This is a genomic window from Phenylobacterium sp. LH3H17 (genome assembly GCF_024298925.1).
Taxonomy (GTDB): domain Bacteria; phylum Pseudomonadota; class Alphaproteobacteria; order Caulobacterales; family Caulobacteraceae; genus Phenylobacterium.
In genome coordinates this window covers 2,511,891-2,533,353 of record NZ_CP101283.1, presented here as the reverse complement: position 1 = coordinate 2,533,353, position 21,463 = coordinate 2,511,891, and the positions used below count along the sequence as shown (strand labels likewise).

Here is a 21,463-nt window from a genome sequence, read left to right as displayed (position 1 = left end):
GGACGCAGCCCTTGTTCTCGACAGAGGGAGTCCTACCCGCCCCGTTCCGGGCGATCAAGTCGTTCGGTCAGGGTCAGAAGGTCGCTCCACGCCTTCTTCTTGGCTGCCGGTTGCCTGAGCAGGAAGGCCGGGTGGAGTGTCGGCATGGCGGGCAGTTCCAGCTCGCCGCTCTCCGAAACCCATTCGAACCACCGTCCGCGCAGGGACAGAATCCCCTCGTCGCGCTTCAGCATCGACTTGGCCGCGGGCGCCCCTACCAGCAGCAGCATCTTCGGCGCGACCAGCTCGATGGCACGCTCCAGGAAGGGCAGGCAGACCGCCTGTTCCTGCGGCGTAGGGGTGCGATTCCCAGGCGGGCGCCAGAAAACGGTGTTGGTGATGAACACCCGGTCGGTCAGGCCCGCTGCGGCGAACATCTTGTCCAGCAACTGCCCGGCCTTGCCCACGAAGGGTTCTCCCCGGGCGTCTTCCTCCGCGCCGGGACCCTCGCCGATCACCAGCAGGGGCGCATCGGCCGCGCCGCGCGAGAACACCGCCTGGCGCGCGCCCTCGAACTTCAGCGGGCAGCCGTCGAAGGCGGCGATGGCGGCTTTCAGGGCATCCAGGTCCTGGGCCTCCGCGGCCAGACGCCGCGCCTCGATCACCGCCGAGGCGATGTCAGGGGCTAGGCCGGGCTTGCGCGCGACCGGCGCGGGCGCGGCGGACTTGCGTTCAGGCGGGCGTGGCGGGACGATCTTGCCGGCCTCGATGCGATCGACCGCCACGTCCAGCAGCATGGCGTCGACGCCCGCCTCGGCCCAAAAGGCGAGCAGGCTTTCGGCGGCGCGGGGGTCGGCTGGGGTCATCGGGTCCAGAGTTAGGTGGCGGTAGTGGCCACCATAGCCGAAGCTAGCTCACGACGAGGACCTTTTGCCCGACGATTTCCCATTGGGAACCCACCTTCTCCAGGAAGTAGAGTCGAACCCCTCCGGCGAGCTGATTGCTCGTGCTGGCGATCGCCACAATCGCCTCGCGGCCTTCCGGGTCCAGCGCCGGCAGGGACACGCGGTGGAAATACGCCGTGATCCCGTTGAGCCCCATGGCCTTGAGACGCCTTTGGCCCTCGTCGTCCGAGAGGATCGTGCCGCGCTGGGCGGCGATCTCCAGTGCGCTGGAGCAGGACAACGCCGATGTGTTCAGAACGCGTTCCAGCGCCGCGAGCGTCGCGGGCTTGGGTGTACGGCCATGCCAGTTCTGGTGCGGATTCTCGTGGCGAGAGAGCGTTGGGCTGATAGGTCCGGGTGCGCCGGTGCTGTAGAACGTGTTCGCGACGCCGGTCATCGCCTCCGGCATGGCCGCCGTCGCCGCCTCGCACTGGGCCGCGGTCGCACCGCCAGCGTAGGCGGGACCAGCGGACGCCAAGGCGGCCAGGCAGGCGATGACCGTGAGTCTCATGCTGTTCCAGGGGTCCCAACGCCGCGAATAGGCTGCCTATACCATCTCATGACCGAGTTCACGCTTGACCGCCCTTGCCCAAGCTACCGATAAGTCCCGCGACGGATCAACACTGCGGTACATAAGGGGAGGGGAACCCTTGGGCCGCGGACTTTAGGAGCTGGGGACCATGACCGAAGCCATCGAGCGCGAAGCGATGGAGTACGACGTCGTCATCGTCGGCGCCGGTCCGTCGGGGCTTTCGGCTGCGATCCGTCTGAAACAACTCGCCGAAGCGGCCGGGACCGAGATCTCGGTCGCCGTGCTGGAAAAGGGCTCCGAGGTCGGCGCCCACATCCTGTCCGGCGCGGTGATCGACCCGATCGGCCTCAATGAGCTGCTGCCCAACTGGAAGGAGCTTGGCATCCCGCTGGAGACCAAGGTCACCCGCGACAAGTTCGTGATCCTGGGTCCGCATGGCGACCTGGACATCAGTTTCCTGCCGTTCCCGAAGTGGATGCTGAACCACGGCAACTATATCGCCTCGTTGGGCAACGTCTGCCGTTCGATGGCCCAACACGCCGAGGCGCTCGGCGTCGAGATCTATCCCGGCATGGCCGCCTCCGAGGTGGTCTACAACGAGGACGGCTCGGTGAAGGGCGTCGTGGCCGGCGTGTTCGGCATCGGCAAGGACGGCCAGCCCGGCCCCGACTTCCAGCCGGGCATCGAACTGCACGCCAAATACACCTTCATCGGCGAGGGCGTGCGCGGTTCCCTGGCCAAGCAGCTGCAGGCCAAGTTCGGCCTTACCGCCGGCCGTGATCCTCAGAAATTCGGCATCGGGATCAAGGAGTTGTGGCAGGTTCCTGATGAGAACTTCGAGGCCGGTCTCACCCAGCACACCTTCGGTTGGCCGCTGAAGAACGACGCCGGCGGCGGCTCGTTCATGTACCACTTCGGCGACAACTACGTGGCCATCGGCTTCGTGCTGCACCTCAACTACAAGAACCCCTGGCTCTCGCCCTTCGACGAGTTCCAGCGCTTCAAGACCCACCCCGCGATCAGCTGTTATCTCGAAGGCGGCAAGCGTATCTCCTACGGCGCGCGCGCCATCACCGAGGGCGGCCACCAATCGCTGCCGCAGCTCTATTTCCCCGGGGGCGTGCTGCTGGGCTGCTCGGCCGGCATGGTCAATGTCCCGCGCATCAAGGGCAGCCACAACGCGGTGAAGAGCGGCATGCTGGCCGCCGAGGCCGCCTTCGCCGCCATCGGCGCGGGTCGGTCGGGCGACGAACTGACCGCCTACGAGGAGACCTACAAGACGTCCTGGATCGCCAAGGAGCTGCGCAACGTCCGCAACTTCAAGCCGCTCTGGTCGAAGTTCGGCACCATCCCGGGCATCCTTCTCGGCGGGATGGACGCCATCATCGCCAATGCGCTGGGCGGCTGGTCGCCCTGGGGCACCCTGAAGCACGGCAAGAGCGACGCCGAATCCACCGGCCTGGCCAAGGACTACGAGCCTATCGTCTATCCGAAGCCGGACGGCGAGTTCAGCTTCGACAAGCTGTCCTCGGTCTTCCTGTCGTCGACCAACCACGACGAGAACCAGCCGGCCCACCTGAGGCTCAAGGACCCCTCCATCCCCATCCAGGTGAACCTGCCGCGCCACGGCGAGCCCGCGCGGCTCTACTGCCCGGCCGGAGTCTATGAGGTGCTCTACGACGCCGAGGGCAAGAACCCGAAGTTCCAGATCAATTTCCAGAACTGCGTCCACTGCAAAACCTGCGACATCAAGGATCCGTCGCAGAACATCGTCTGGACCACGCCCCAGGGCGGCGACGGGCCCAACTATCCGAACATGTGACGCCAAGCCTCGCCCTGGCGCCTTGATGTTGGCGCGGAAAGCGGGGAGTCTCGCCGAATGCGCCATCTGCTCGTAGCCTTCGCCCCGCTCCTCCTGGTCGCCGCCTGCGCGACGCCGTCCGAGGAGGTCGGCTGGCGTCCGACCATGATCGACGGCATGGGCGGCTCGGCCTACGGGGCGTTCCTGGCCGGCCAGGGCGCGCTCAACGACGGCAACGGGGCCGAGGCGGCAGCCTATTTCGAGCGCGCTGAAACCGAGGGCGGCGCCAACGACCTGCTGCGCGACCACGCCTTCACCGCCGCGGTCCTGGCCGGGGACATCGCCAAGGCCGCCGCGCTGGCGCCGGAGGGCGAGGAGGCCTCGGAATCCACCAAGCGCCTGGGCCAGCTGGTCAAGGGCGTCGAGACCATGGTCCAGGGCAAGGGCAAGGACGCCCACGCCATCCTAACCGGTGACGGCATCGGCTTCCCCCATCGCGGCGCCGCCGCCCTGCTGGCGCCGTGGGCGGCGGCCATGGCCGGGGACGTCGATGGCTCCCTGGTGCGGCCCGAGGTGCGCGGCGACCGGGTCGTCGACTATTTCGGCCAGCTCGGCCAAGCCTATCTCTATGAGCGGGTCCGGCGCTTCGACGAAGCCGAGACCGACTACAAGGCGCTGACTGGCGGCGATAACCCCTTGGACATGGCGATCCTGGCCTATGGCGCCTTCCTGGAACGGCGCGATCGCCGCGCCGACGCCGTGGCCCTCTACGACAAGGCGCTCGCCGCCCAGCCGTCCGACGCGATCATCGCCGCCGCGCGCCTGCGCGCGCTCTCGGGCAGGTCCACCCCGCCCATGCCGACCCTGCGCCAGGGCGCGGCCCAGGTCCTGATCGCCCCGGCGGCCACCATGCTGGGCGCCAAGCAGGACCAGCTGGGCCTGGCCTATCTGCGCCTGTCCCTGCGGCTCGATCCCACCCGCAACGAGGCCTGGCTGATGGTCGGCGACCTGATGGAGGTGGCCGGCGACACCACCGCCTCGCGCGACGCCTACAGCCGGCCCAAGCTGGGTTCGCCGGAATTCGCCACAGCCCGCGCCAAGCTCGCCTGGAGCTACCAGAACGCCAAGCAGCCCGAGATCGCGCTCAAGATGGCCCAGGACGCCGCGGCCTCCGGCGACCACGAGGCCCGGGTCACCTATGCCGACCTGCTGCGCGCCAACGACCGCTACGCGGAGTCCGCCCAGGTCCTCACCGAGGTGATCGGCAAGAACGCCGACCCCGACTGGCGGCTGCTCTACGCCCGCGGCGTGGCCTACGAGCGCTCGGGCCAATGGCCCTCCGCCGAGCGCGACCTGCAGACGGCGCTCAGGCAACGGCCCGAGGATCCCGAGCTGCTGAACTATCTGGGCTATTCCTGGATCGATCGCGGCGAGCACCTGGCCGAGGCCCTGGGCATGGTCAAGAAGGCCGTTGCCGCCAATCCGCAGTCGGGCGCCATGATCGACAGCCTGGGCTGGGCCTACTACCGCCTGGGCGACTACAAGAAGGCGGTCGAGAATCTCGAACAGGCCGTCGAGCTCGAGGCCGGCGATCCCGAGATCAACAACCACCTGGGCGACGCCTACTGGCGGGTCGGCCGCCGCACCGAGGCGGAATTCCAGTGGCGTCGGGTGCTGACCCTCGATCCCGACGAACGCATCAAGGCCGATGTCGAGGCCAAGCTGACCTCGGGCCTCGGCCCCAAGGGGCCGGCGACGTCGCCGCGCATCGCCGGGCAGTAGGCCGTGGGGCCGGTGGCGTTCGCGCCCGCCAAGATCAACCTGTTCCTGCATGTCGGCGCCCCCGGAGCCGACGGCTATCATCCGCTCTGCAGCCTGATGGTCTTCGCCGACATCGGCGACCGGGTGAGCGTCCATGAGGCCGACGCCCTGGCCTTGCGGGTCCAAGGTCCGTTCGCCGCCGGCCTGCCCGGCCAGGACGCCGACAACCTGGTCCTGCGCGCCGCCCGCGCCCTCATGGCCCGCGCCCGCGGGCCCCAGCCGCCGCTCGCCCTGTCGCTGGACAAGCGGCTGCCGGTGGCCGCGGGCCTGGGCGGCGGCTCGAGCGACGCCGGCGCGGCCCTGCGCCTGGTGCGCGAGGCCCTGGGCCTCAGCCTCGACGACCGCGAGCTGGAGGCGATCGCCGCCGAGCTGGGCGCCGACGGCGCGGCCTGCCTCTGGGGCCGTCCGGTGGTGGCGCAGGGGCGGGGAGAGCGATTGAGCCCCGCGCCCGGCCTGCCGGCCATCGAGGCCGTGCTGGTCAATCCCGGGGTGAGCGTCTCCACGCCGCAGACCTATCGGGCGTTCGACGCAGCCGGCCGGTTCGGCGACATCGCCGCGCCGCCCATGCCCGAGGCCTTCGAGAGCGTCGAGGAACTGGCCGGCTGGCTGCGCGGCACGACGAACGACCTGCAGGCCCCGGCCGTGACCCTGGCGCCGCAGATCGGCGACGTGCTGGAGACCCTGGCCGACGAGCCCGAGGCCCTGCTGGCGCGGATGTCCGGCTCCGGCGCCACCTGCTTCGCCCTCTGCGGCTCAGACATCGAGGCCGAAACCCTGGCCGAACGCCTGGAAGCCATGCGCCCGGCCTGGTGGGTCAAGCGCTGCCGTCTCGGCGGCCCCTGGGATCCGGCGGTCTAGACCTCCGCATACGACAACGGGGGCCGCGAAGGCCCCCGTTCCCGAGAGGGGAGCAGGGCCCCAGGCGGCCCTGCTCCTGATCTGACGCCTACGAGTGGTAGGCGCGTTCGCCGTGCTCGACGATGTCGAGGCCTTCTTCCTCGGTGTCGACCGAGGGCCGCAGGCCGATGGTGAACTTGATCACGAAGAAGACGATGCTGGAGGCCACCGCCGACCAGGTGATCGCCAGCAGGACCGCCTTCACCTGGGCCATGACCTGAGTGCCCATCACATAGGCGGCCGTGTCGCAGGTGGAGATGTCGCCGTCGAGGCCGCAGGTCGTGTAGTCGACCACGCCCGCGCCGCCCCAGGCCGGATTGACCAGGAAGCCGGTGGCGATGGCGCCGACGATGCCGCCGATCGCGTGGATGCCGAAGGCGTCCAGGCTGTCGTCGTACTTCAGCGCGTTCTTGATGACCGAGCAGAAGATCACGCAGATCGGCGAGACGATCAGGCCCAGGAGCAGGGCGCCCACCGGTCCGGCGAAGCCGGCGGCCGGGGTGACGGCCACGAGGCCGGCGACCAGACCCGAGGCCATGCCCAGCATGCTGGCCTTCTTGCGGGTCACCCACTCGGTGACGACCCAGGAGAGGCCGGCGCCGGCGGTGGCGACCAGGGTGTTCATCATGGCCAGGGCGGCGTAGCCGTTGGCCTCGAGGTTGGAGCCGGCGTTGAAGCCGAACCAGCCCACCCACAGCAGACCGGCGCCCGCCAGCGTCAGGGTCAGGGAGTGGGGCGGCATGGCCTCGGTGCGGAAGCCCTTGCGGGGACCCGTGATCAGGGCGCCCACCAGGGCCGCGATCCCGGCGTTGATGTGGACCACGGTGCCGCCGGCGAAGTCGATGGCGCCCCAGCCCCAGAGCAGGCCCGACTGGATCGGATCCTTCGGCGCGGCGGCGACGGCGTCGGGACCAGCCCACCACCACACCATGTGCGCCATCGGATAGTAGGAGAGGATCGGCCAGAGGACGGCGAAGGCCACCACCGCGGCGAACTTCATCCGCTCGGCCACGCCGCCCAGGACCAGGGCGGCGGTGATGCAGGCGAAGGTCATCTGGAAGCAGATGAACACCAGCTCGGGGATGGCGATCCCGGTCGAGAACGTCGCCACCGTGCTGGCCGGCGTCACGTCCTTGAGGAACAGGCGTCCGGCGCCGCCGACGAACTTGTCGAGGCCGCCGCCGTCGGTGAACGACAGGCTGTAACCGTAGAGCAGCCAGGCGATCATGCCGATGACGGTCACGGTCGAGACCTGCATCAGCATCGACAGCATGTTCTTCTGGCGGACTAGGCCGCCGTAGAACAGGGCCAGGCCGGGCAGGATCATCAGCAGGACCAGGACGGTGGAGACCAGCATCCACGTGGTGTCGCCCTTGTCGACGGTAGGCGCGGCGGCCTCCGCGGCTGGCGCGGCCTCCGCGGCTGGCGCGGCCTCTGCGGCGGCGGTCGGAGCGGCTTCGGCAGCCGGTGCGGCCTCGGCTGCGGGCGCGACGGTCGCCTCGGCGGCGGCGGGCGCGGCCGGCGGCGCGGCGTCCTGGGCGAAGGCCGAGGGCGCGAGCACGCCTCCGGCGATGATGGCTGCGAGCGCCAGGCCCGTCAGCTTGTGCAGTCCCGATGATTTCATTGGTGTGATCCCCATGTCCCGATGAGTTCGACGCGCCTAGAGGGCGGCCGTGCCGGACTCGCCGGTCCGAATACGCACTGCGTCCTCGACGTTGAGGACGAAGATCTTGCCGTCGCCGATCTTGCCGGTGGCGGCCGCGGCCTTGATGGCCTCGACGGCCTTGCCGGCGGCGGCGTCGTCGACGACCGCCTCCAGCTTCACCTTGGGAACGAAGTTCACCTGGTACTCGGCGCCCCGGTAGATCTCCGTCTGCCCCTTCTGGCGGCCGTAGCCCTTAACTTCGGAGACCGTCAGCCCCTCGATGCCGGCGCTCACGAGCGCTTCGCGCACGTCGTCCAGCTTGAAGGGTTTGACGATCGCTATGATCAATTTCATCGCCTGCTCCCGCGCGGCCCAAGCCGAGACGCGCCAGTGGGTTGTTTTCCCGCACCGTCGGCGAAACGCGGCTTGCACTCCCCCTCCGACGGCAAGGCGACGCTATCGGTGGCGGGGCGCGGGAGCCGTGCTTGGTAACCTCTGATCAAGGAAAAGGCCGCGTGCGCCTGTTTTCCAGGCGCCGGCCGGGGGGTGTGCCCAATTTACAGGCGTATTGGGCTTCCAGCGCCCGGATTGGGACCCTAAGCCGTTCGAATGAGGGCGGTGAAATGGCGCGCTCTCACGAAGCTGTGATCCCGGGAAACCCCTCGGCGAGCCGCGCGTAGTGAGCCGCGACGGCCGGGTTCCCCCTGGCCCAGGGCGTGATCTTTCCAACCCCCAGAGGACCCGATGCACCTGACCCGATTCCTGATGACGGCCGCCGTCGCGGCGCTGCTGGCCGGCGCCGCCCAGGCCCAGACCCCCGTCGCTCCGGCGACCAAGGCGCCGCCAGCCGCGGCGCCGGCCGGCGCCGCTGCCGCCAAGGTCATCCCGGCCGGCGACATCGTCGACACGGCCAAGGCGTCGGGCCAGTTCACCACCTTCCTGAAGGCGGCGGAGGCGACCAATCTCACCGGCCTATTGAAGACCAACAAGAACCTGACGGTGTTCGCGCCCACCGACGCGGCCTTCGCGGCCCTGCCGGCCGGCGAGCTGGAAAAGCTGATGCTGCCCGAGAACAAGGCCCAGCTTCAGAAGCTGATGATCTATCACATCGTCAATGCGCCGGTGACCTCGGCCGATTTCAAGGGCTCCACCCGTAAGGCCGCCACCGTGGCCGGCCCCTCCGTCGAGCTCTCCGGCGGCGAGACGCCGATGGTCAATGACGCCACCATCGTCCAGGCCGACATCGCCGCCAGCAACGGCATCCTTCACGTGGTCGACAAGGTGCTGATGCCGGGTGCGGCTTCTGCCGTCGCCAGCGGCGCCGCGGCATCGACCACCGCCCCGGAAACGCCCGCGACCCCGCCCGCCGTCGGCGCCAAGCCCGCCGCCACACCCAAGGCCGCGCCGCCAAAGGACAAGCTCGCCGCGCTCGAGGCCTCCCAGTGCCTGACGCAAGACAAGGAAATGGCGCCGTCGCCGGTCCCCGAACGGGAAGCCGACGCCAAGGCCGCGTTGACGGACGAGGCCGCCACCCCGCCGCCCGCCGCAGACCAGGTGGGCGCGGACGCCGCCGCCCAGGAACCGCCGACGCCGCCCGCCGGCGAGCCCGCGCCGACCCCGGAGTCAGCCCCCAGCGATGCGACGGCTCCTCCGGCCACCGACGCCATGACCGCACGGGCCGCCAATCCGGGCGCCGACGCCTCGGCCGCGGTCACCTCGACCACCGTCGCCATGCAGCCCGTGGCCGACACCCCGGAGAACCGCGCCAAGTACAAGCCGCTCTCCAACGCCGGCAAGCGCAGCAAGGCGAAGGGGAACTAAGCCGGACCCGGCGCGCTAATTCGTCGAGCGGCCCGGAGCACGGGGAACCGGGCTTCATTCAAGAACTCAGGAGTGAAGACCATGAATCTCAAGACCTTGCTTACCGCGGCCGCCGCGACGGCGCTTCTTGCTGGCGCGGCTCAGGCTCAGACGCCACCGTCCGAGACGTCCAACACGACGACCTCGGCCGACGCCATGGAGCCGGTCGCGCCGGACACCGCCGTCAATCCGCCGGAGGGGACCATGACCGATCCTGGGACCACGACGACCGAGGCCGCCCCGGCCATGGCCGGCGCCGTCGACGCCTCGGCCACGGTCACCACGACCCTGGTCACCAACGGCCCGATCGCCGACACTCCGGAGAACCGCGCCAAGTACGGCCAGCCGCTCTCCCGGGCCGGCAAGCGCACGGCCGCGCGCGGCAACTAGGCAGGCTCTTCAAAGCCTTGTGGCGACGGTCGGCGGGCCCTATGGTCCGCCGACTTTTTTTGCGCCTGCGAAGTCCATTCGATGCCCGCCCAAAAGCCGCTTTCGTTTCAGGGTCTTATCCTGAAACTGCATGATTATTGGAGCCGTCAGGGCTGCGTGATTCTGCAGCCGCACGACGTCGAGGTGGGGGCCGGCACCCTGCACCCGGCCACGGTGCTGCGCGCGCTCGGCCCCAAGCCGTGGCGGGCGGCCTATGTCCAGCCCTCGCGGCGGCCGGGCGACGGGCGCTATGGCGAGAACCCCAACCGCCTCCAGCACTACTATCAGTACCAGGTGATCCTGAAGCCGAACCCCGACAACCTGCAGGAACTCTATCTGGGCAGCCTGGAGGCGATCGGCCTCGACACGCGCCTGCACGACATCCGCTTCGTTGAGGACGACTGGGAGAACCCCACGGTCGGGGCCTGGGGCCTGGGCTGGGAGGTCTGGTGCGACGGGATGGAAGTCACCCAGTACACCTATTTCCAGCAGGTGGGCGGGCTCGACGTCTGGCCGGTGGCCGGGGAGCTGACCTACGGCCTGGAACGCCTGGCCATGTACATCCAGAACGTCGACCACTTCACCCAGCTGGCGTTCAACGATCCCGACGGCCCCGAGCCGATGACCTATGGCGACGTCTTCCTGGAGAACGAGCGCCAGCAGTCGGAGGCCAACTTCCATCTCTATGACGTCGAGACCCTGAAGCGTCAGTTCGAGGACATGGAGGCCCAGGTGCCGCGGCTGCTGGAGGGCAGGGCCCCCCAGGGCCAGCGCACCGTGCTGCCGGCCTACGACCACGTGCTCAAGGCCAGTCACCTGTTTAATCTGATGGACGCCCGCGGCGCCATCGCCGTGGCCGAGCGCCAGAGCTATATCGGCCGCATCCGCGACCTGACCAAGATGTGCGCCGAGGCCTGGGTGGCCAATGAAGGGGGCAACGCGTGATGTCGGCGCAGGCTTCCCCCTCAGTCAGCTTCGCTGACAGCTCCCCCAGGGGGGGAGCATCTTGGGCTCCCAGATCCTCCCCTCTTGGGGGAGGGGGACCGCGAAGCGGTGGAGGGGGCGTGCCGTGCGCCGTGACGCAGGTGACCTGCTAAGATGCCCCAGCTTCTGATCGAATTGTTCTCCGAGGAGATTCCCGCGCGCATGCAGGCCCAGGCCGCGCGCGACTTCGAACGCATGGCCCGCGAGCACCTGGCCGCCGAGGGCCTGCTGCCCGAGGGCCTGAAGACCTTCGCCGGCCCGCGCCGCCTGACCCTGGTCGCCGAGGGCCTGCCGGCCGCCCAGGGCGACCGCCATGAGGACCTCAAGGGCCCGCGCGTCGGCTCCCCCGACCAGGCCATCGAGGGGTTCCTGCGCAAGGCCGGGATCGCCCGCGACAAGCTGGTGGAGAAGGATGGCCTGTGGTTCGCCCACATCCACCGCGCCGGCCGCTCGACCTCCGAGATCGTCGCCGAGATGGTCGACAAGATCGTGCGCAATTTCCCCTGGCCCAAGTCGATGACCTGGGGCCGCGGGACGCTGCGCTGGGTGCGTCCCCTGAAGCGCATCGTCTGCCTGTTCGACGGCGAGGTGGTCGCCTTCACAGTCGACGGGATCGTCAGCGGCGACGTCACCGAGGGCCATCGCTTCATGGGCTCGGGCAAGCCCTTCAAGGTGAAGGACTTCGACAGCTACCGCGACAAGCTGGCCGGCCACTTCGTCATCCTCGACCCCGAGGAGCGCAAGGACAAGATCATGGACGGTGCGCGCACCGTCTGCTTCGCGCGCAACCTGGAACTGGTCGAGGACGACGGCCTGCTGGCCGAGGTGGCGGGCCTGGCCGAGTGGCCGACGCCGATCCTGGGCGACATGGACCCCGCCTTCCTGGACCTGCCGCCGGAGGTGATCCGCACCTCCATGCGCACCCACCAGAAGTATTTCGCCGTGCGCGACCCGCGGTCGGGCAAGCTCGCGCCGCACTTCCTGACCGTGGCCAATATCGAGGCGGCCGATGGCGGCAAGGAGATCGCGCGGGGCAACGGCAAGGTGCTGTCGGCCCGGCTCAACGACGCCCGTTTCTTCTGGGACGAGGATCGCAAGGTCCGGTTGGAGGAGCGCCTGCCCAAGCTGAACGGCGTCACCTTCCACGCCAGGCTGGGCACGCTCGGCGAGCGGGTCGAGCGGCTGGAGATGCTGGCCCGCGACATCGCTCCGCGCGTCGGGGCCGACGTCGCCAAGGCGGTGCTGGCCGCCCGGCTCAGCAAGGCCGACCTCACCACGGCCATGGTGGGCGAGTTCCCCGAACTGCAGGGCCTGATGGGCGCCTACTACGCCCGCGAGGAGAAGCTCAGCCCCATCGTCGCCGACGCGATCCGCGACCACTACCGGCCGATCGGCGCCACGGACGAGGCGCCGGACACCTCGGTGACCATGGCCGTGGCCCTGGCCGAGAAGCTCGACACCCTGACGGCCTTCTTCGCCATCGACGAAAAGCCCACCGGTTCGCGCGATCCCTACGCCCTGCGCCGCGCGGCGCTCGGCGTCATCCGCATACTCCTGCAGTCGGAGGTCCGCGCCCCGATCCGCCAGCTGGTCGCCGACTGGTATCACGCGCTGAAGTGCTTCGTGGATCCGGGGCGGGCGCTCTATGTCTCCAGCCGCCGCACCACCGGCTATCTCGGCGCCCTGGCGCGCTCGCCCTCGCGGGTGTTCGAGGTCTATGTCGACGAGTTCGAGGACGCCCTGCTCGAGGGTAAGCCCTATGTGGTGGCCGTGCCCGAGGACTTCGACATCCGCTTCGACCGCTCGGCTCCGGCCGGCGACCCGCCGGAAGGCCAGGTGGCCTACGAGTTCCGCCCCTATCCGGTGGTGGCCGACGAGGTGCTGGAATTCCTGGCCGACCGCCTGAAGGTGGTGCTGCGCGACCAGGGCAAGCGCCACGATCTCGTGGACGCGGTCTTCGCGCTCGGCGACGACGACCTGGTGCGCATCGTGGCCAAGGTCCAGGCCTTGGATTCCTTCCTCAGCACCCAGGACGGCGCCAACCTGCTGGCCGGCTACAAGCGGGCCGGCAACATCCTGCGCGCCGAGGAGAAGAAGGGGCCGCTGCCCGCGGGTCCTGCCGTCCCGGTCGCCACGGCGCCGGCCGAGGAGGGCGCCCTTATCAAGGCGCTCGATCAGGTCGAGCCCCAGGTGGCCCGAGCGTTGCACGACGAGGACTTTTCCGCCGCCATGCGAGCCCTCTCGGGACTGCGTGGACCGGTGGACGCCTTCTTCGAGGGTGTATTAGTGAATTCTGAGGTAGCAGCGGAACGTGAGAACCGCTTGCGGCTTCTGGCTCAAGTTCGAGACCTGATGGGACGGGTCGCGGACTTCAGCCAAATCAACGGCTAAGGAGGACTACAAGGATGTCGACCGAAACGCTGACCAAGTCGCGCTGGGTCTATTCCTTTGGCGGGGGCGGGGCCGACGGCGACGCCTCCATGAAGAACCTGCTGGGGGGCAAGGGGGCGAACCTCGCCGAGATGTCCTCCCTGGGCCTGCCGGTCCCCCCGGGCTTCACCATCACCACCGAGGCCTGCGTCCACTATTACGCCAATGAGCGCCGCTATCCCGACGACCTGAAGGAACAGGTGGCCGCGGGCCTGGCCACGGTCGAGAAGCTGACCGGCAAGGTGTTCGGCGATCCTTCCAACCCGCTGCTGGTCTCGGTGCGGTCGGGCGCCCGGGCCTCGATGCCGGGCATGATGGACACGGTGCTGAACCTCGGCCTCAACGACGAGACCGTGGCGGGCCTCGCCAAGCTCTCGGGCGACAAGCGCTTCGCCTTCGATAGCTATCGCCGCTTCATCCAGATGTACTCCAACGTGGTCCTCGACCTGGATCACCACATGTTCGAGGAGATCCTCGACGAGCATAAGGAGCGCCTCGACGTCACCGTCGACACCGCGCTCACCGCCGACGACTGGGAAAAGGTCGTCGCCGACTACAAGGCCGCCGTCGAGCAGGAGCGGGGCGAACCCTTCCCGCAGGACCCGCACGCCCAGCTCTGGGGCGCGGTCGGCGCCGTGTTCGCCAGCTGGATGAACGACCGGGCCAAGTTCTACCGCCGCATGCACGACATCCCCGAGAGCTGGGGCACGGCGGTCAACGTCCAGTCGATGGTGTTCGGCAATATGGGCGACTCATCGGCCACCGGCGTGGCCTTCACCCGCAACCCGTCCACTGGCGAGGCCCGCCTCTATGGCGAGTTCCTGATCAACGCCCAGGGCGAGGACGTGGTCGCCGGCATCCGCACGCCCCAGGCCCTGACCAAGATCGCCCGCGAGGAGATGGGCGAGAAGTCGCTCTCCATGGAAGAGGCGCTGCCCGAGGTCTTCGTCCAGTTCAAGGCCGTCGTCGAGAAGCTGGAACACCACTATCGCGACATGCAGGACATCGAGTTCACGGTGGAGAAGGGGCGCCTCTACATGCTCCAGACCCGCAACGGCAAGCGCACCGCCAAGGCGGCGCTGAAGGTTGCGGTCGATCTCGCCAGCGAGGGCCTCATCACCCAGGAAGAGGCGATCATGCGGGTCGAGCCCGCCAGCCTCGACCAGCTGCTGCACCCGACCATCGACCCGGCCAGCCCGCGCGACGTCATCACCACCGGCCTGCCGGCCTCGCCCGGCGCGGCCACCGGCAAGATCGTGTTCAACTCCGACGAGGCCGAGCGCCTGGGTTCGTCGGGTGAGGCGGTCATCCTGGTCCGCGATGAGACCAGCCCCGAAGACATCCACGGCATGCACGCCGCCCGCGGCATCGTCACCGCCCGGGGCGGCATGACCAGCCACGCCGCCGTGGTCGCCCGCGGCATGGGCCGGCCCTGCGTCTCTGGCGCCGGCGAGCTGCAGATCGACGGCAAGGCCGGCGAGCTGCGGGTCCGCGGCCGCACCTTCAAGGCCGGCGAGATCATCACCGTCGACGGTTCCCGGGGCGAGATCCTGGCCGGCACGGTCAAGATGATCGAGCCCGAGCTGACCGGCGACTTCGCCACCCTGATGGTCTGGGCCGACAAGGCCCGGCGCCTGAAGGTCCGCGCCAATGCCGAGACCCCGCTGGACGCGCGCACCGCCCGCCAGTTCGGTGCCGAGGGCATCGGCCTTTGCCGCACCGAGCACATGTTCTTCGACGAGGACCGCATCGCCGCCGTGCGCGAGATGATCCTGGCCGATGACGAGAAGGGCCGCCGCGTGGCGCTCGCCAAGATCCTGCCGATGCAGCGCAACGACTTCGTCGAGCTGTTCACGATCATGGAGGGCCTGCCGGTCACCATCCGCCTGCTCGACCCGCCGCTGCACGAGTTCCTGCCCCACACCGAGGCCGACCTCGAGAGCCTGGCCAAGGCCAGCGGCATCGACGCGGTCAAGCTGATGCGCCGGGCTAAGGAGCTGCACGAGACCAACCCCATGCTGGGCCACCGCGGCTGCCGCCTGGGCGTCTCCTATCCCGAGATCTACGAGATGCAGGTCCGGGCGATCTTCGAGGCGGCCTGCGAGATCGCCGAGAGCGGCAAGACCGCCCCGATCCCGGAGATCATGCATCCCCTGGTCGCCAAGGGCGAGGAGATGAAGTTCCTCCGCATCCTCACCGACAAGACCGCCCAGGCGGTGATGAAGGAGCGCGGCCGCGAGGTCGCCTACCAGGTCGGCACCATGATCGAGCTGCCCCGCGCCGCCATCCGCGCCGGGGACCTGGCGGAGAACGCCGAGTTCTTCTCCTTCGGCACCAACGACCTGACCCAGACCACCTTCGGCATCAGCCGCGATGACTCGGGCCGGTTCCTCAACGCCTATCTGGAGAAGGGGATCTTCGAGAAGGACCCCTTCGTCAGCATCGACCAGGAAGGCGTCGGCGACCTGATCCGCATCGCCGTGGAGCGCGGCCGCGCCGTGCGGCCCGACGTCAAGCTCGGCATCTGCGGCGAGCACGGCGGCGATCCGGCCTCCATTGAGTTCTGCGAGAAGGTCGGGCTGGACTATGTTAGCTGTTCGCCCTTCCGCGTTCCGATCGCCCGTCTGGCGGCGGCCCAGGCGGCGGTCGGCGGAATGGAGAAGGACCGATGAGCCGCATTACGGTCATCCCGCGCGAGCGGGTGCTGGTTTCGCCCCGCGCCACCCCGGCGGGGGCCATCGGCCTGGGCGCCATGGGCAGCCTGATGCTGGGGGCCATGGCCTTCGGCGCCCTGGCGGTCGGCGCCATCGCCATCGGCACCCTGGCCATCGGCAAGGTCGGTATCGGTCGCGCCAAGATCAAGAAGCTGGAGATCGACGAATTGACCGTGCGTCGCCTGACGGTGCTCGACGAGGGCGAGCCCAAGCGGTTCTAGGCCGCCGCCACGGCCTCGATCTCCAGCAGCCACGCCTCGTCATAGATGCCGGTGATGATCACCGTGAGCGCCGGCGTGCGCGCCTGCAGCACTTCGTGGCGGATACGCATGTTCTCGTCGCGATAGAGCCGGTCGGACAGGAAGATCGTGACCTTGACCAGGTTGTCGAGGCTCATCGCGCCCGCCGCCAGTTGGCGCTCGACATTGGCCCAGGCCAGCCGGCACTGGTCGCCGAAGGTCTGCGGCACACCGCCGTCGCGATCGGCCGGGACCTGGCCGCTGATGAACAGCCAGCGCGTGACGCCCTCGACCTCGAAAGCCTGGGCGTAGGAGGTCTCCGTCGGGTCGATCGCTCGGGTTCTCACTTGCCGACATCCTCCGTTGAGGCCACCAAGGAAGCCCGAGCCAGGAAGAGATGTCCATGACCGATGCGCCGCGCGCCGCCCGTGAAAAGACCGTCCGCCAGGCCGCCCAGCCGGGCGTGGGGTAGGGGAGATGGGCGGGGACCTGGCCGCGGACTTCTACCAGCTCACCAGCTTCGAGCTGGTGCGGCTTGGCAAGACGGCGATCACCGTGGGCAGCCTGGCCGCCGCGGTGGTGATCGTCATCGTCGCCCTGATCGCCGCGCGGCTGGTCTCGGCCTTCTTCCGGCGGGTGCGCGGGCGGATGACCGAGGCCGCGCCCTCGATCTACATCTTCGAAAAGCTCGCCGCCTATGGGGTGGTGGTGTTCGGGGTGATCGCCGCCTTCTCGACGCTGGGCCTCGACCTGTCGTCCTTCGCCCTGTTCGCCGGTGCGCTCGGCGTCGGCCTCGGGTTCGGCATGCAGGGGGTGGTCAAGGAGCTGATCTCCGGCCTGGTCCTGCTGTTCGACCGGCTGGTGCGCATCGGCGACTATATCGAGCTGCAGACCGGCGAGCGCGGGGTGGTGGCCGAGATCGGACCGCGCGCCACCCGCATCCGCAACAATGACGACCTGGACGTCCTGATCCCCAATTCCCGGCTCATCGAACAGCCGGTCACCAACTGGACGCACCAGAACGGCACCCGCCGAATGCATGTCCCCTTCGTCGTCGCCTACGGGACCGACAAGGAGAAGGTCCGCGACGCGGTGCTGAAGGCCGCCCACGACGTGCCCTTCACCCTCAAGGACACCGGGGCGCGCAAGACCCAGGTCTGGCTGGTGGGCTTCGGGACGAGCGGCCTCAACTTCGAGCTGGTGGTCTGGCCGAGCGTCGAGGCGGTCAAGCGGCCCAACGCCGCCCACGCGGCCTATACCTGGGCCATCGAGGACGCCCTGCGCGGCGGCGGCTTCGAGATCCCGCTGCCGCAGCAGGAACTCCGCGTCCGCGCCCTGTTCGGCGAGCAGGGGGACGCGGCCCGGCGCACCCTGGGCCTGCAGGCCGACGGGGCCGAGGAGGCCGCGCCGGAGGTCCACGTCTCCGTGAACGACGCGGCCGAGGACCTCGCGCGCGGCGCCGAGCAGGACGAGGACGACCCGCTGCGGGTCAAGCCGCGCCCGGAGGCCTGACGCCCCCAGGCTGCGGACAGCAAAACGCCGCCGACCAGGGGCCGGCGGCGCAATGTTGTCTGGTTCGCGCGATCAGATCGCGGCGAGCGCCATCTTGCGACGGTTGCTGCGGAGCATGGAGCCCGCCGCGCCGAAGCCGATGATCATCATGGCCCAGGTGGCCGGTTCCGGAACCACGCCGCCCGTCTGGTACAGCACGGCCGAGGAGCCGCCGTTCAGGTCGAGCTTGAAGGTGTCGAGATTGTTCGCGGTCAGCTTGAAGAAAGCCGTGCCCGCGAAGCTGCCGCCCTTGCCCTTGTGGATGCCGATATAGGTCGTGCCGTTCAGAGGGGTATCGAAGTCGTAGGTGAAGCCATCGGCATCGGGGCTGATCTTCGTCGTGAGCGTGTCGACCGCGGCCCAGTTACCGTCCCAGACGAATCCCAGGAGTGCCAGGGCGTCCTTCTGGTCCTGAATATCGCCGGCGTTGCCGCTCAGAAAATTCGAGTGTCCGGCCGAGCTGGTCCACCAGCCGCTGCAAGCATCGGCGGTCGGGTCGATGTCGCCCACGGCGCAGGCGCCGGCCAAGGTGATGGCGGCGCTGGCGGGAGTCGCCGCGGCCATCCCGAAGGCCATGGTCGCGGCCGCGGCCGCCATCGTCAGTCTGAAATTCATCGTCACTAATCCCTAAATCACTATTGCCCCAGACGACCTGTCCGAGCGAAGAGTCCCCACGCCTCGCTCATTCGGCATCCGCCCATGTAAGTTCATATAAAATTTACCCGGTAGTGGCGGCAACCCAATTCCCCAAATGCGTGTCAATTCAGCAGTTTGTTATGAAGTATTAGAACTTTGAAGTTCAATTTCGGCCGGTTGCTGATGCGGAACGGCATTGTAGCCGTCAACCTTGAGCTGCCCACTGCAACCATGTTGGAGCTTGCGTCCGCCGCTCGCGACCCCACCTCGGCGTAATGACCGCCAAGCCCCTCGCCACCATCGGCTACGAAGCCGCAACCCAGGACACCGTCATCGCCCGCCTCCAGGCGGCCGGGATCGAGACCCTGATCGACGTCCGCGCCGTGGCCGCCTCGCGCCGCGCCGGCTTCTCCAAGACCCTGCTGGCCGCCAGCCTCGCAGAGGCCGGTATCGCGTATGTCCACCTGCGCCAGCTCGGCACGCCCAAGCCCGGCCGCGACGCCGCGCGCAAGGGGCGGATCGATGAGATGACCGCCATCTTCCAGGACCACATGGCCGAGCCGGCCGCCCAGCTCGAACTCGCCCGGGCCAAGGTCATCGTCGCCGAACGACGGACGGCCCTGCTGTGCTTCGAGGCCGACCACCGTGGCTGCCACCGCAAGATCCTCGCCGACCTGATCGGCGCCGATCTGGGCTGCGAGGTGGTGAACCTCTAGGGCGGACAGCAAAACGCCGCCGACCCAGGAGCCGGCGGCGTGGTGCTGTGTCGTCCGCGATCAGATGGCGGCGAACGCCATCCGGCGGCGGTTGCTGCGGAGCATCGCGCCCGCCGCGCCGAAGCCGATGATCATCATCGCCCAGGTCGCGGGCTCCGGGATCGGGCTTATGCCGTCCGCCACCCGGATCTGGCGGATGTCCTGCACGCCGGGCGTGAAGGTGAAGTCGAGGCTGGTGATGGTGTCGCCACCGGTCGCCCAGAGGATGAATTTGTTGGCGCCGTTCCCCAGCGGATCGGGGATCAGGGCATTCGGCACGGCGAAGTTGAAGGCGCCGCCATTGACCGAAAGGGTCATCGTCGAGGTCGTCTGGACGGGCACGTTCAGATTGAACGTGACGCCCAAATAGGCCTGCGAGAACAGGATCGACAGGTCGTTCATCGAGCCGTCATTGGCCGCGAAGATCGCTTCGCCGCCACCGCTGGTGTCGAGCAGATCCCCGGTGGTGCTGAGCGTCACCAGCGGACCCGGCGCGGAGGTGACCGTGCCGAGCACCGTCCCGGCGCTCTGGCCCGGAACCGAGTGCACGCCGAGCGGACCGCCGAAGCTCCCGACGGTGAGCGTCACCGCCGCCGATGCAGACCCTGCGACCGCCAGAGCCCCGATTGCTATCGCGGTCGAAACAAGAAGCCTCTTCATTTCCCAAACCTCTACAGTGAAGGTTGTCGATCCTGGGGTCCCCACACCCATTTTCGACCCCCGGCCAGTTATGAACGAAACCTTAAGACCCGCGGCGTTTCATGTGCAATCGGATTCGCCAAACGCGGGCGCAAATTGAAGTATTTGTGAACAGTATAGCCAGCATTGTTATAGATTCGATCAGCTTGGCCATCTTGGATCAATCTCAGGTTTTAATAAGCTTTAATGTATTCGCGCTTGCTTGTCTAAAGGTGACGCTTGCACCCCGTCGCCCGGGCGCCGGCCGTCCGCGAACCTGACAGCCTTTTCACCTGACAAGCTGGGCCATCTCTGGCCTCCTCCGCACGGGTGGTTTTGGGGGAGGGCGCATGGCCCAGGAATTCGATCCGGCCGCGGCGACCGCGGCCTATCTGGCGCAGCTGCCGCCGGAGGCGCACGCCAAGGCCACGGCCTATACCCAGGGTGGCCACTGGCTGCTGCTCTGGGGCGCCCTGGTGGCCATCCTCGTGGCCTGGCTGGTGCTCAGGTCGGGGGTCCTTGTGCGGATCCGCGAGAAGGTCGAGAGCCGCAAGGCCCGGCCCTGGCTGGCGGTCTTCATGGTGGTGGCCGCCGACTCCCTGATCGAGACCCTGCTCAGCCTGCCCTGGAGCGTCTACAGCACCTGGTGGCGTGAGACCGCCTACGGCCTCACCAGCCAGGCCTTCGGGGGCTGGCTGGCTGAGTTCGTGCTGATGGCGGTGATCTCCACGGTCCTCGTAGTCCTGCTGGTCGCCGGCCTCTACGCCCTGATGCGCCGGGCGCCCAGGAGCTGGTGGGCCTGGGGCGGCGGGTTGGTGGCGGTGTTCTTCGTGGCCGTCATGGTGCTGGCGCCGGTCTTCATCCAGCCGCTGCTCAACGACTACCAGGAGGCGCCGCCCGGACCGGTCCGCGACGCGGTCGTGGCGATGGCGCAGGCCAACGGCGTGCCGTCCGACAAGATCTATATCTATGACGGCTCCAAGCAGTCCAACCGCTACACCGCCAATGTCTCGGGCATGTTCGGCACCGCCCGGATCGCCATGAGCGACGTGATGTTCACCAAGGGCGCGGACCTGGCCGAGGTGCGCGGCGTCGTCGGCCACGAGATGGGACACTACGTCCACATGCACGCCCTGTGGATCGCGGGGGCTTACGGCCTGCTGGCCCTGGTGGGCTTCTTCCTGGTCGACCGTCTGTTCCCGATCGTCCTGCGGCTGACGGGCGCCAAGGGGATCCAGGGCCTCTCCGACCCGGCCGGTTTCCCGGTCATCGGGATCATCCTGGCGGGGCTGAGCCTGATTTCCACGCCGCTGTTCGTCTCGGTCATCCGCCAGGCGGAGGTGGACGCCGACCGCTACTCCCTGGAGCACGTCAACGAGCCGGACGGCCTGGCCAAGGCCCTGGTCAAGACCATCGAGTATCGCGCCGCCACCCCCTCCAGGCTGGAGGAGACCCTATTCTACGACCACCCGGCGGTGGGCAACCGCGTGCGCATGGCCATGGACTGGAAAGCCGCCCAGGCGACGACCGACGCGGTGCGCTGACGCCAAGGCGAGAAAAGGCCCGCC

18 protein-coding genes and 2 pseudogenes are annotated in these 21,463 nt (G+C 68.6%); 13 read left to right on the top strand and 7 right to left on the bottom strand.

All coding sequences use genetic code 11. The annotated features are described in order from the left end of the window. Positions 1 to 32: 32 nt before the first annotated feature. Positions 33 to 845, bottom strand: coding sequence for a uracil-DNA glycosylase family protein (locus M9M90_RS12570; RefSeq protein WP_254833576.1), 813 nt, complete (start codon positions 843 to 845; stop codon positions 33 to 35). Between the two features lie 43 nt (positions 846 to 888). Next, on the bottom strand, positions 889 to 1,434 hold the full coding sequence (locus M9M90_RS12565) for a hypothetical protein (protein ID WP_254833575.1): 546 nt from the start codon (positions 1,432 to 1,434) through the stop codon (positions 889 to 891). Between the two features lie 169 nt (positions 1,435 to 1,603). On the opposite strand from M9M90_RS12565, the gene M9M90_RS12560 reads away from it, so the two are divergent. The 3 genes from M9M90_RS12560 to M9M90_RS12550 are packed head-to-tail and all read left to right on the top strand — an operon-like array spanning position 1,604 to position 5,935. Beyond that, positions 1,604 to 3,277 carry an electron transfer flavoprotein-ubiquinone oxidoreductase gene (locus M9M90_RS12560; RefSeq protein ID WP_254833574.1) on the top strand — a complete coding sequence of 558 codons (1,674 nt, stop codon included), beginning with the start codon at positions 1,604 to 1,606 and terminating at the stop codon, positions 3,275 to 3,277. Between the two features lie 57 nt (positions 3,278 to 3,334). Then, a complete protein-coding gene (locus M9M90_RS12555; RefSeq protein WP_254833573.1) occupies positions 3,335 to 5,038 on the top strand; it encodes a tetratricopeptide repeat protein in 1,704 nt (567 codons plus the stop codon). Positions 5,039 to 5,050: 12 nt separating this feature from the next. Then, the gene (locus M9M90_RS12550) at positions 5,051 to 5,935 is read left to right on the top strand and encodes a 4-(cytidine 5'-diphospho)-2-C-methyl-D-erythritol kinase (RefSeq protein WP_371876848.1); all 885 of its coding nucleotides are present in this window, start codon (positions 5,051 to 5,053) and stop codon (positions 5,933 to 5,935) included. Between the two features lie 88 nt (positions 5,936 to 6,023). On the opposite strand, the gene M9M90_RS12545 is transcribed toward M9M90_RS12550, so the two are convergent. Continuing rightward, a complete protein-coding gene (locus tag M9M90_RS12545; RefSeq protein WP_254833571.1) occupies positions 6,024 to 7,598 on the bottom strand; it encodes an ammonium transporter in 1,575 nt (524 codons plus the stop codon). A 36-nt stretch (positions 7,599 to 7,634) separates the two neighbouring features. Beyond that, complete coding sequence (locus M9M90_RS12540) at positions 7,635 to 7,973, bottom strand: P-II family nitrogen regulator (protein ID WP_254833570.1); 339 nt, start codon at positions 7,971 to 7,973, stop codon at positions 7,635 to 7,637. Between the two features lie 390 nt (positions 7,974 to 8,363). On the opposite strand from M9M90_RS12540, the gene M9M90_RS12535 reads away from it, so the two are divergent. The 6 genes from M9M90_RS12535 (at position 8,364) to M9M90_RS12510 (ending at position 16,257) form a co-directional block, all read left to right on the top strand. Further along, positions 8,364 to 9,440 carry a fasciclin domain-containing protein gene (locus M9M90_RS12535; RefSeq protein WP_254833569.1) on the top strand — a complete coding sequence of 359 codons (1,077 nt, stop codon included), beginning with the start codon at positions 8,364 to 8,366 and terminating at the stop codon, positions 9,438 to 9,440. 81 nt (positions 9,441 to 9,521) lie between these two features. Then, positions 9,522 to 9,869: a hypothetical protein gene (locus M9M90_RS12530; RefSeq protein WP_254833568.1), complete on the top strand. Its 348-nt coding sequence runs from the start codon at positions 9,522 to 9,524 to the stop codon at positions 9,867 to 9,869. 81 nt (positions 9,870 to 9,950) lie between these two features. Continuing rightward, positions 9,951 to 10,853 carry a glycine--tRNA ligase subunit alpha gene (locus M9M90_RS12525; protein ID WP_254833567.1) on the top strand — a complete coding sequence of 301 codons (903 nt, stop codon included), beginning with the start codon at positions 9,951 to 9,953 and terminating at the stop codon, positions 10,851 to 10,853. A gap of 153 nt (positions 10,854 to 11,006) precedes the next feature. After that, entirely contained in the window at positions 11,007 to 13,283 is a 2,277-nt protein-coding gene (glyS, locus tag M9M90_RS12520) for a glycine--tRNA ligase subunit beta (protein WP_254833566.1), read from the top strand. Positions 13,284 to 13,297: 14 nt separating this feature from the next. Further along, the gene (gene ppdK, locus M9M90_RS12515; protein WP_254833565.1) at positions 13,298 to 15,994 is read left to right on the top strand and encodes a pyruvate, phosphate dikinase; all 2,697 of its coding nucleotides are present in this window, start codon (positions 13,298 to 13,300) and stop codon (positions 15,992 to 15,994) included. Then, positions 15,991 to 16,257 (top strand): hypothetical protein, encoded by a 267-nt coding sequence (locus M9M90_RS12510; RefSeq protein ID WP_254833564.1) that lies wholly within the window; start codon positions 15,991 to 15,993, stop codon positions 16,255 to 16,257. The genes ppdK and M9M90_RS12510 overlap by 4 nt, the downstream gene beginning before the upstream one ends. Here M9M90_RS12510 and M9M90_RS12505 read toward each other — a convergent pair. Beyond that, complete coding sequence (locus M9M90_RS12505) at positions 16,254 to 16,622, bottom strand: RidA family protein (RefSeq protein ID WP_254833563.1); 369 nt, start codon at positions 16,620 to 16,622, stop codon at positions 16,254 to 16,256. The two genes, M9M90_RS12510 and M9M90_RS12505, sit on opposite strands and share 4 nt — an antisense overlap. Positions 16,623 to 16,752: 130 nt before the next feature. Between M9M90_RS12505 and M9M90_RS12500 the strand changes: the two genes are divergently transcribed. Continuing rightward, positions 16,753 to 17,787, top strand: coding sequence for a mechanosensitive ion channel family protein (locus M9M90_RS12500; RefSeq protein WP_254833562.1), 1,035 nt, complete (start codon positions 16,753 to 16,755; stop codon positions 17,785 to 17,787). Between the two features lie 72 nt (positions 17,788 to 17,859). On the opposite strand, the pseudogene M9M90_RS21300 reads toward M9M90_RS12500, so the two are convergent. Further along, a pseudogene (locus tag M9M90_RS21300) lies at positions 17,860 to 17,964 on the bottom strand (PEPxxWA-CTERM sorting domain-containing protein); the annotation flags it as partial. Between the two features lie 361 nt (positions 17,965 to 18,325). Between M9M90_RS21300 and M9M90_RS21165 the strand changes: the two are divergent. Together M9M90_RS21165 and M9M90_RS12490 are read left to right on the top strand one after the other, a co-directional pair. Then, positions 18,326 to 18,457 (top strand): hypothetical protein, encoded by a 132-nt coding sequence (locus M9M90_RS21165; protein ID WP_256549201.1) that lies wholly within the window; start codon positions 18,326 to 18,328, stop codon positions 18,455 to 18,457. Positions 18,458 to 18,737: 280 nt separating this feature from the next. After that, positions 18,738 to 19,178, top strand: coding sequence for a DUF488 family protein (locus M9M90_RS12490; protein WP_254833560.1), 441 nt, complete (start codon positions 18,738 to 18,740; stop codon positions 19,176 to 19,178). A gap of 60 nt (positions 19,179 to 19,238) precedes the next feature. Here M9M90_RS12490 and M9M90_RS21295 read toward each other — a convergent pair. Then, positions 19,239 to 19,346, bottom strand: a pseudogene (locus M9M90_RS21295) (PEPxxWA-CTERM sorting domain-containing protein); the annotation flags it as partial. 899 nt (positions 19,347 to 20,245) lie between these two features. Between M9M90_RS21295 and M9M90_RS12480 the strand changes: the two are divergent. Next, positions 20,246 to 21,439, top strand: coding sequence for a M48 family metalloprotease (locus tag M9M90_RS12480; protein WP_254833558.1), 1,194 nt, complete (start codon positions 20,246 to 20,248; stop codon positions 21,437 to 21,439). Positions 21,440 to 21,463: the final 24 nt, after the last annotated feature.

Coding starts and splice junctions, on each gene's coding strand:
- M9M90_RS12570 (WP_254833576.1), bottom strand. CDS start 845: ATGACCCCAGCCGACCCCCGCGCCGCCGAAAGCCTGCTCGCCTTTTGG.
- M9M90_RS12565 (WP_254833575.1), bottom strand. CDS start 1,434: ATGAGACTCACGGTCATCGCCTGCCTGGCCGCCTTGGCGTCCGCTGGT.
- M9M90_RS12560 (WP_254833574.1), top strand. CDS start 1,604: ATGACCGAAGCCATCGAGCGCGAAGCGATGGAGTACGACGTCGTCATC.
- M9M90_RS12555 (WP_254833573.1), top strand. CDS start 3,335: ATGCGCCATCTGCTCGTAGCCTTCGCCCCGCTCCTCCTGGTCGCCGCC.
- M9M90_RS12545 (WP_254833571.1), bottom strand. CDS start 7,598: ATGAAATCATCGGGACTGCACAAGCTGACGGGCCTGGCGCTCGCAGCC.
- M9M90_RS12540 (WP_254833570.1), bottom strand. CDS start 7,973: ATGAAATTGATCATAGCGATCGTCAAACCCTTCAAGCTGGACGACGTG.
- M9M90_RS12535 (WP_254833569.1), top strand. CDS start 8,364: ATGCACCTGACCCGATTCCTGATGACGGCCGCCGTCGCGGCGCTGCTG.
- M9M90_RS12530 (WP_254833568.1), top strand. CDS start 9,522: ATGAATCTCAAGACCTTGCTTACCGCGGCCGCCGCGACGGCGCTTCTT.
- M9M90_RS12525 (WP_254833567.1), top strand. CDS start 9,951: ATGCCCGCCCAAAAGCCGCTTTCGTTTCAGGGTCTTATCCTGAAACTG.
- glyS (WP_254833566.1), top strand. CDS start 11,007: ATGCCCCAGCTTCTGATCGAATTGTTCTCCGAGGAGATTCCCGCGCGC.
- ppdK (WP_254833565.1), top strand. CDS start 13,298: ATGTCGACCGAAACGCTGACCAAGTCGCGCTGGGTCTATTCCTTTGGC.
- M9M90_RS12510 (WP_254833564.1), top strand. CDS start 15,991: ATGAGCCGCATTACGGTCATCCCGCGCGAGCGGGTGCTGGTTTCGCCC.
- M9M90_RS12500 (WP_254833562.1), top strand. CDS start 16,753: ATGGGCGGGGACCTGGCCGCGGACTTCTACCAGCTCACCAGCTTCGAG.
- M9M90_RS21165 (WP_256549201.1), top strand. CDS start 18,326: ATGTCGCCCACGGCGCAGGCGCCGGCCAAGGTGATGGCGGCGCTGGCG.
- M9M90_RS12490 (WP_254833560.1), top strand. CDS start 18,738: ATGACCGCCAAGCCCCTCGCCACCATCGGCTACGAAGCCGCAACCCAG.
- M9M90_RS12480 (WP_254833558.1), top strand. CDS start 20,246: ATGGCCCAGGAATTCGATCCGGCCGCGGCGACCGCGGCCTATCTGGCG.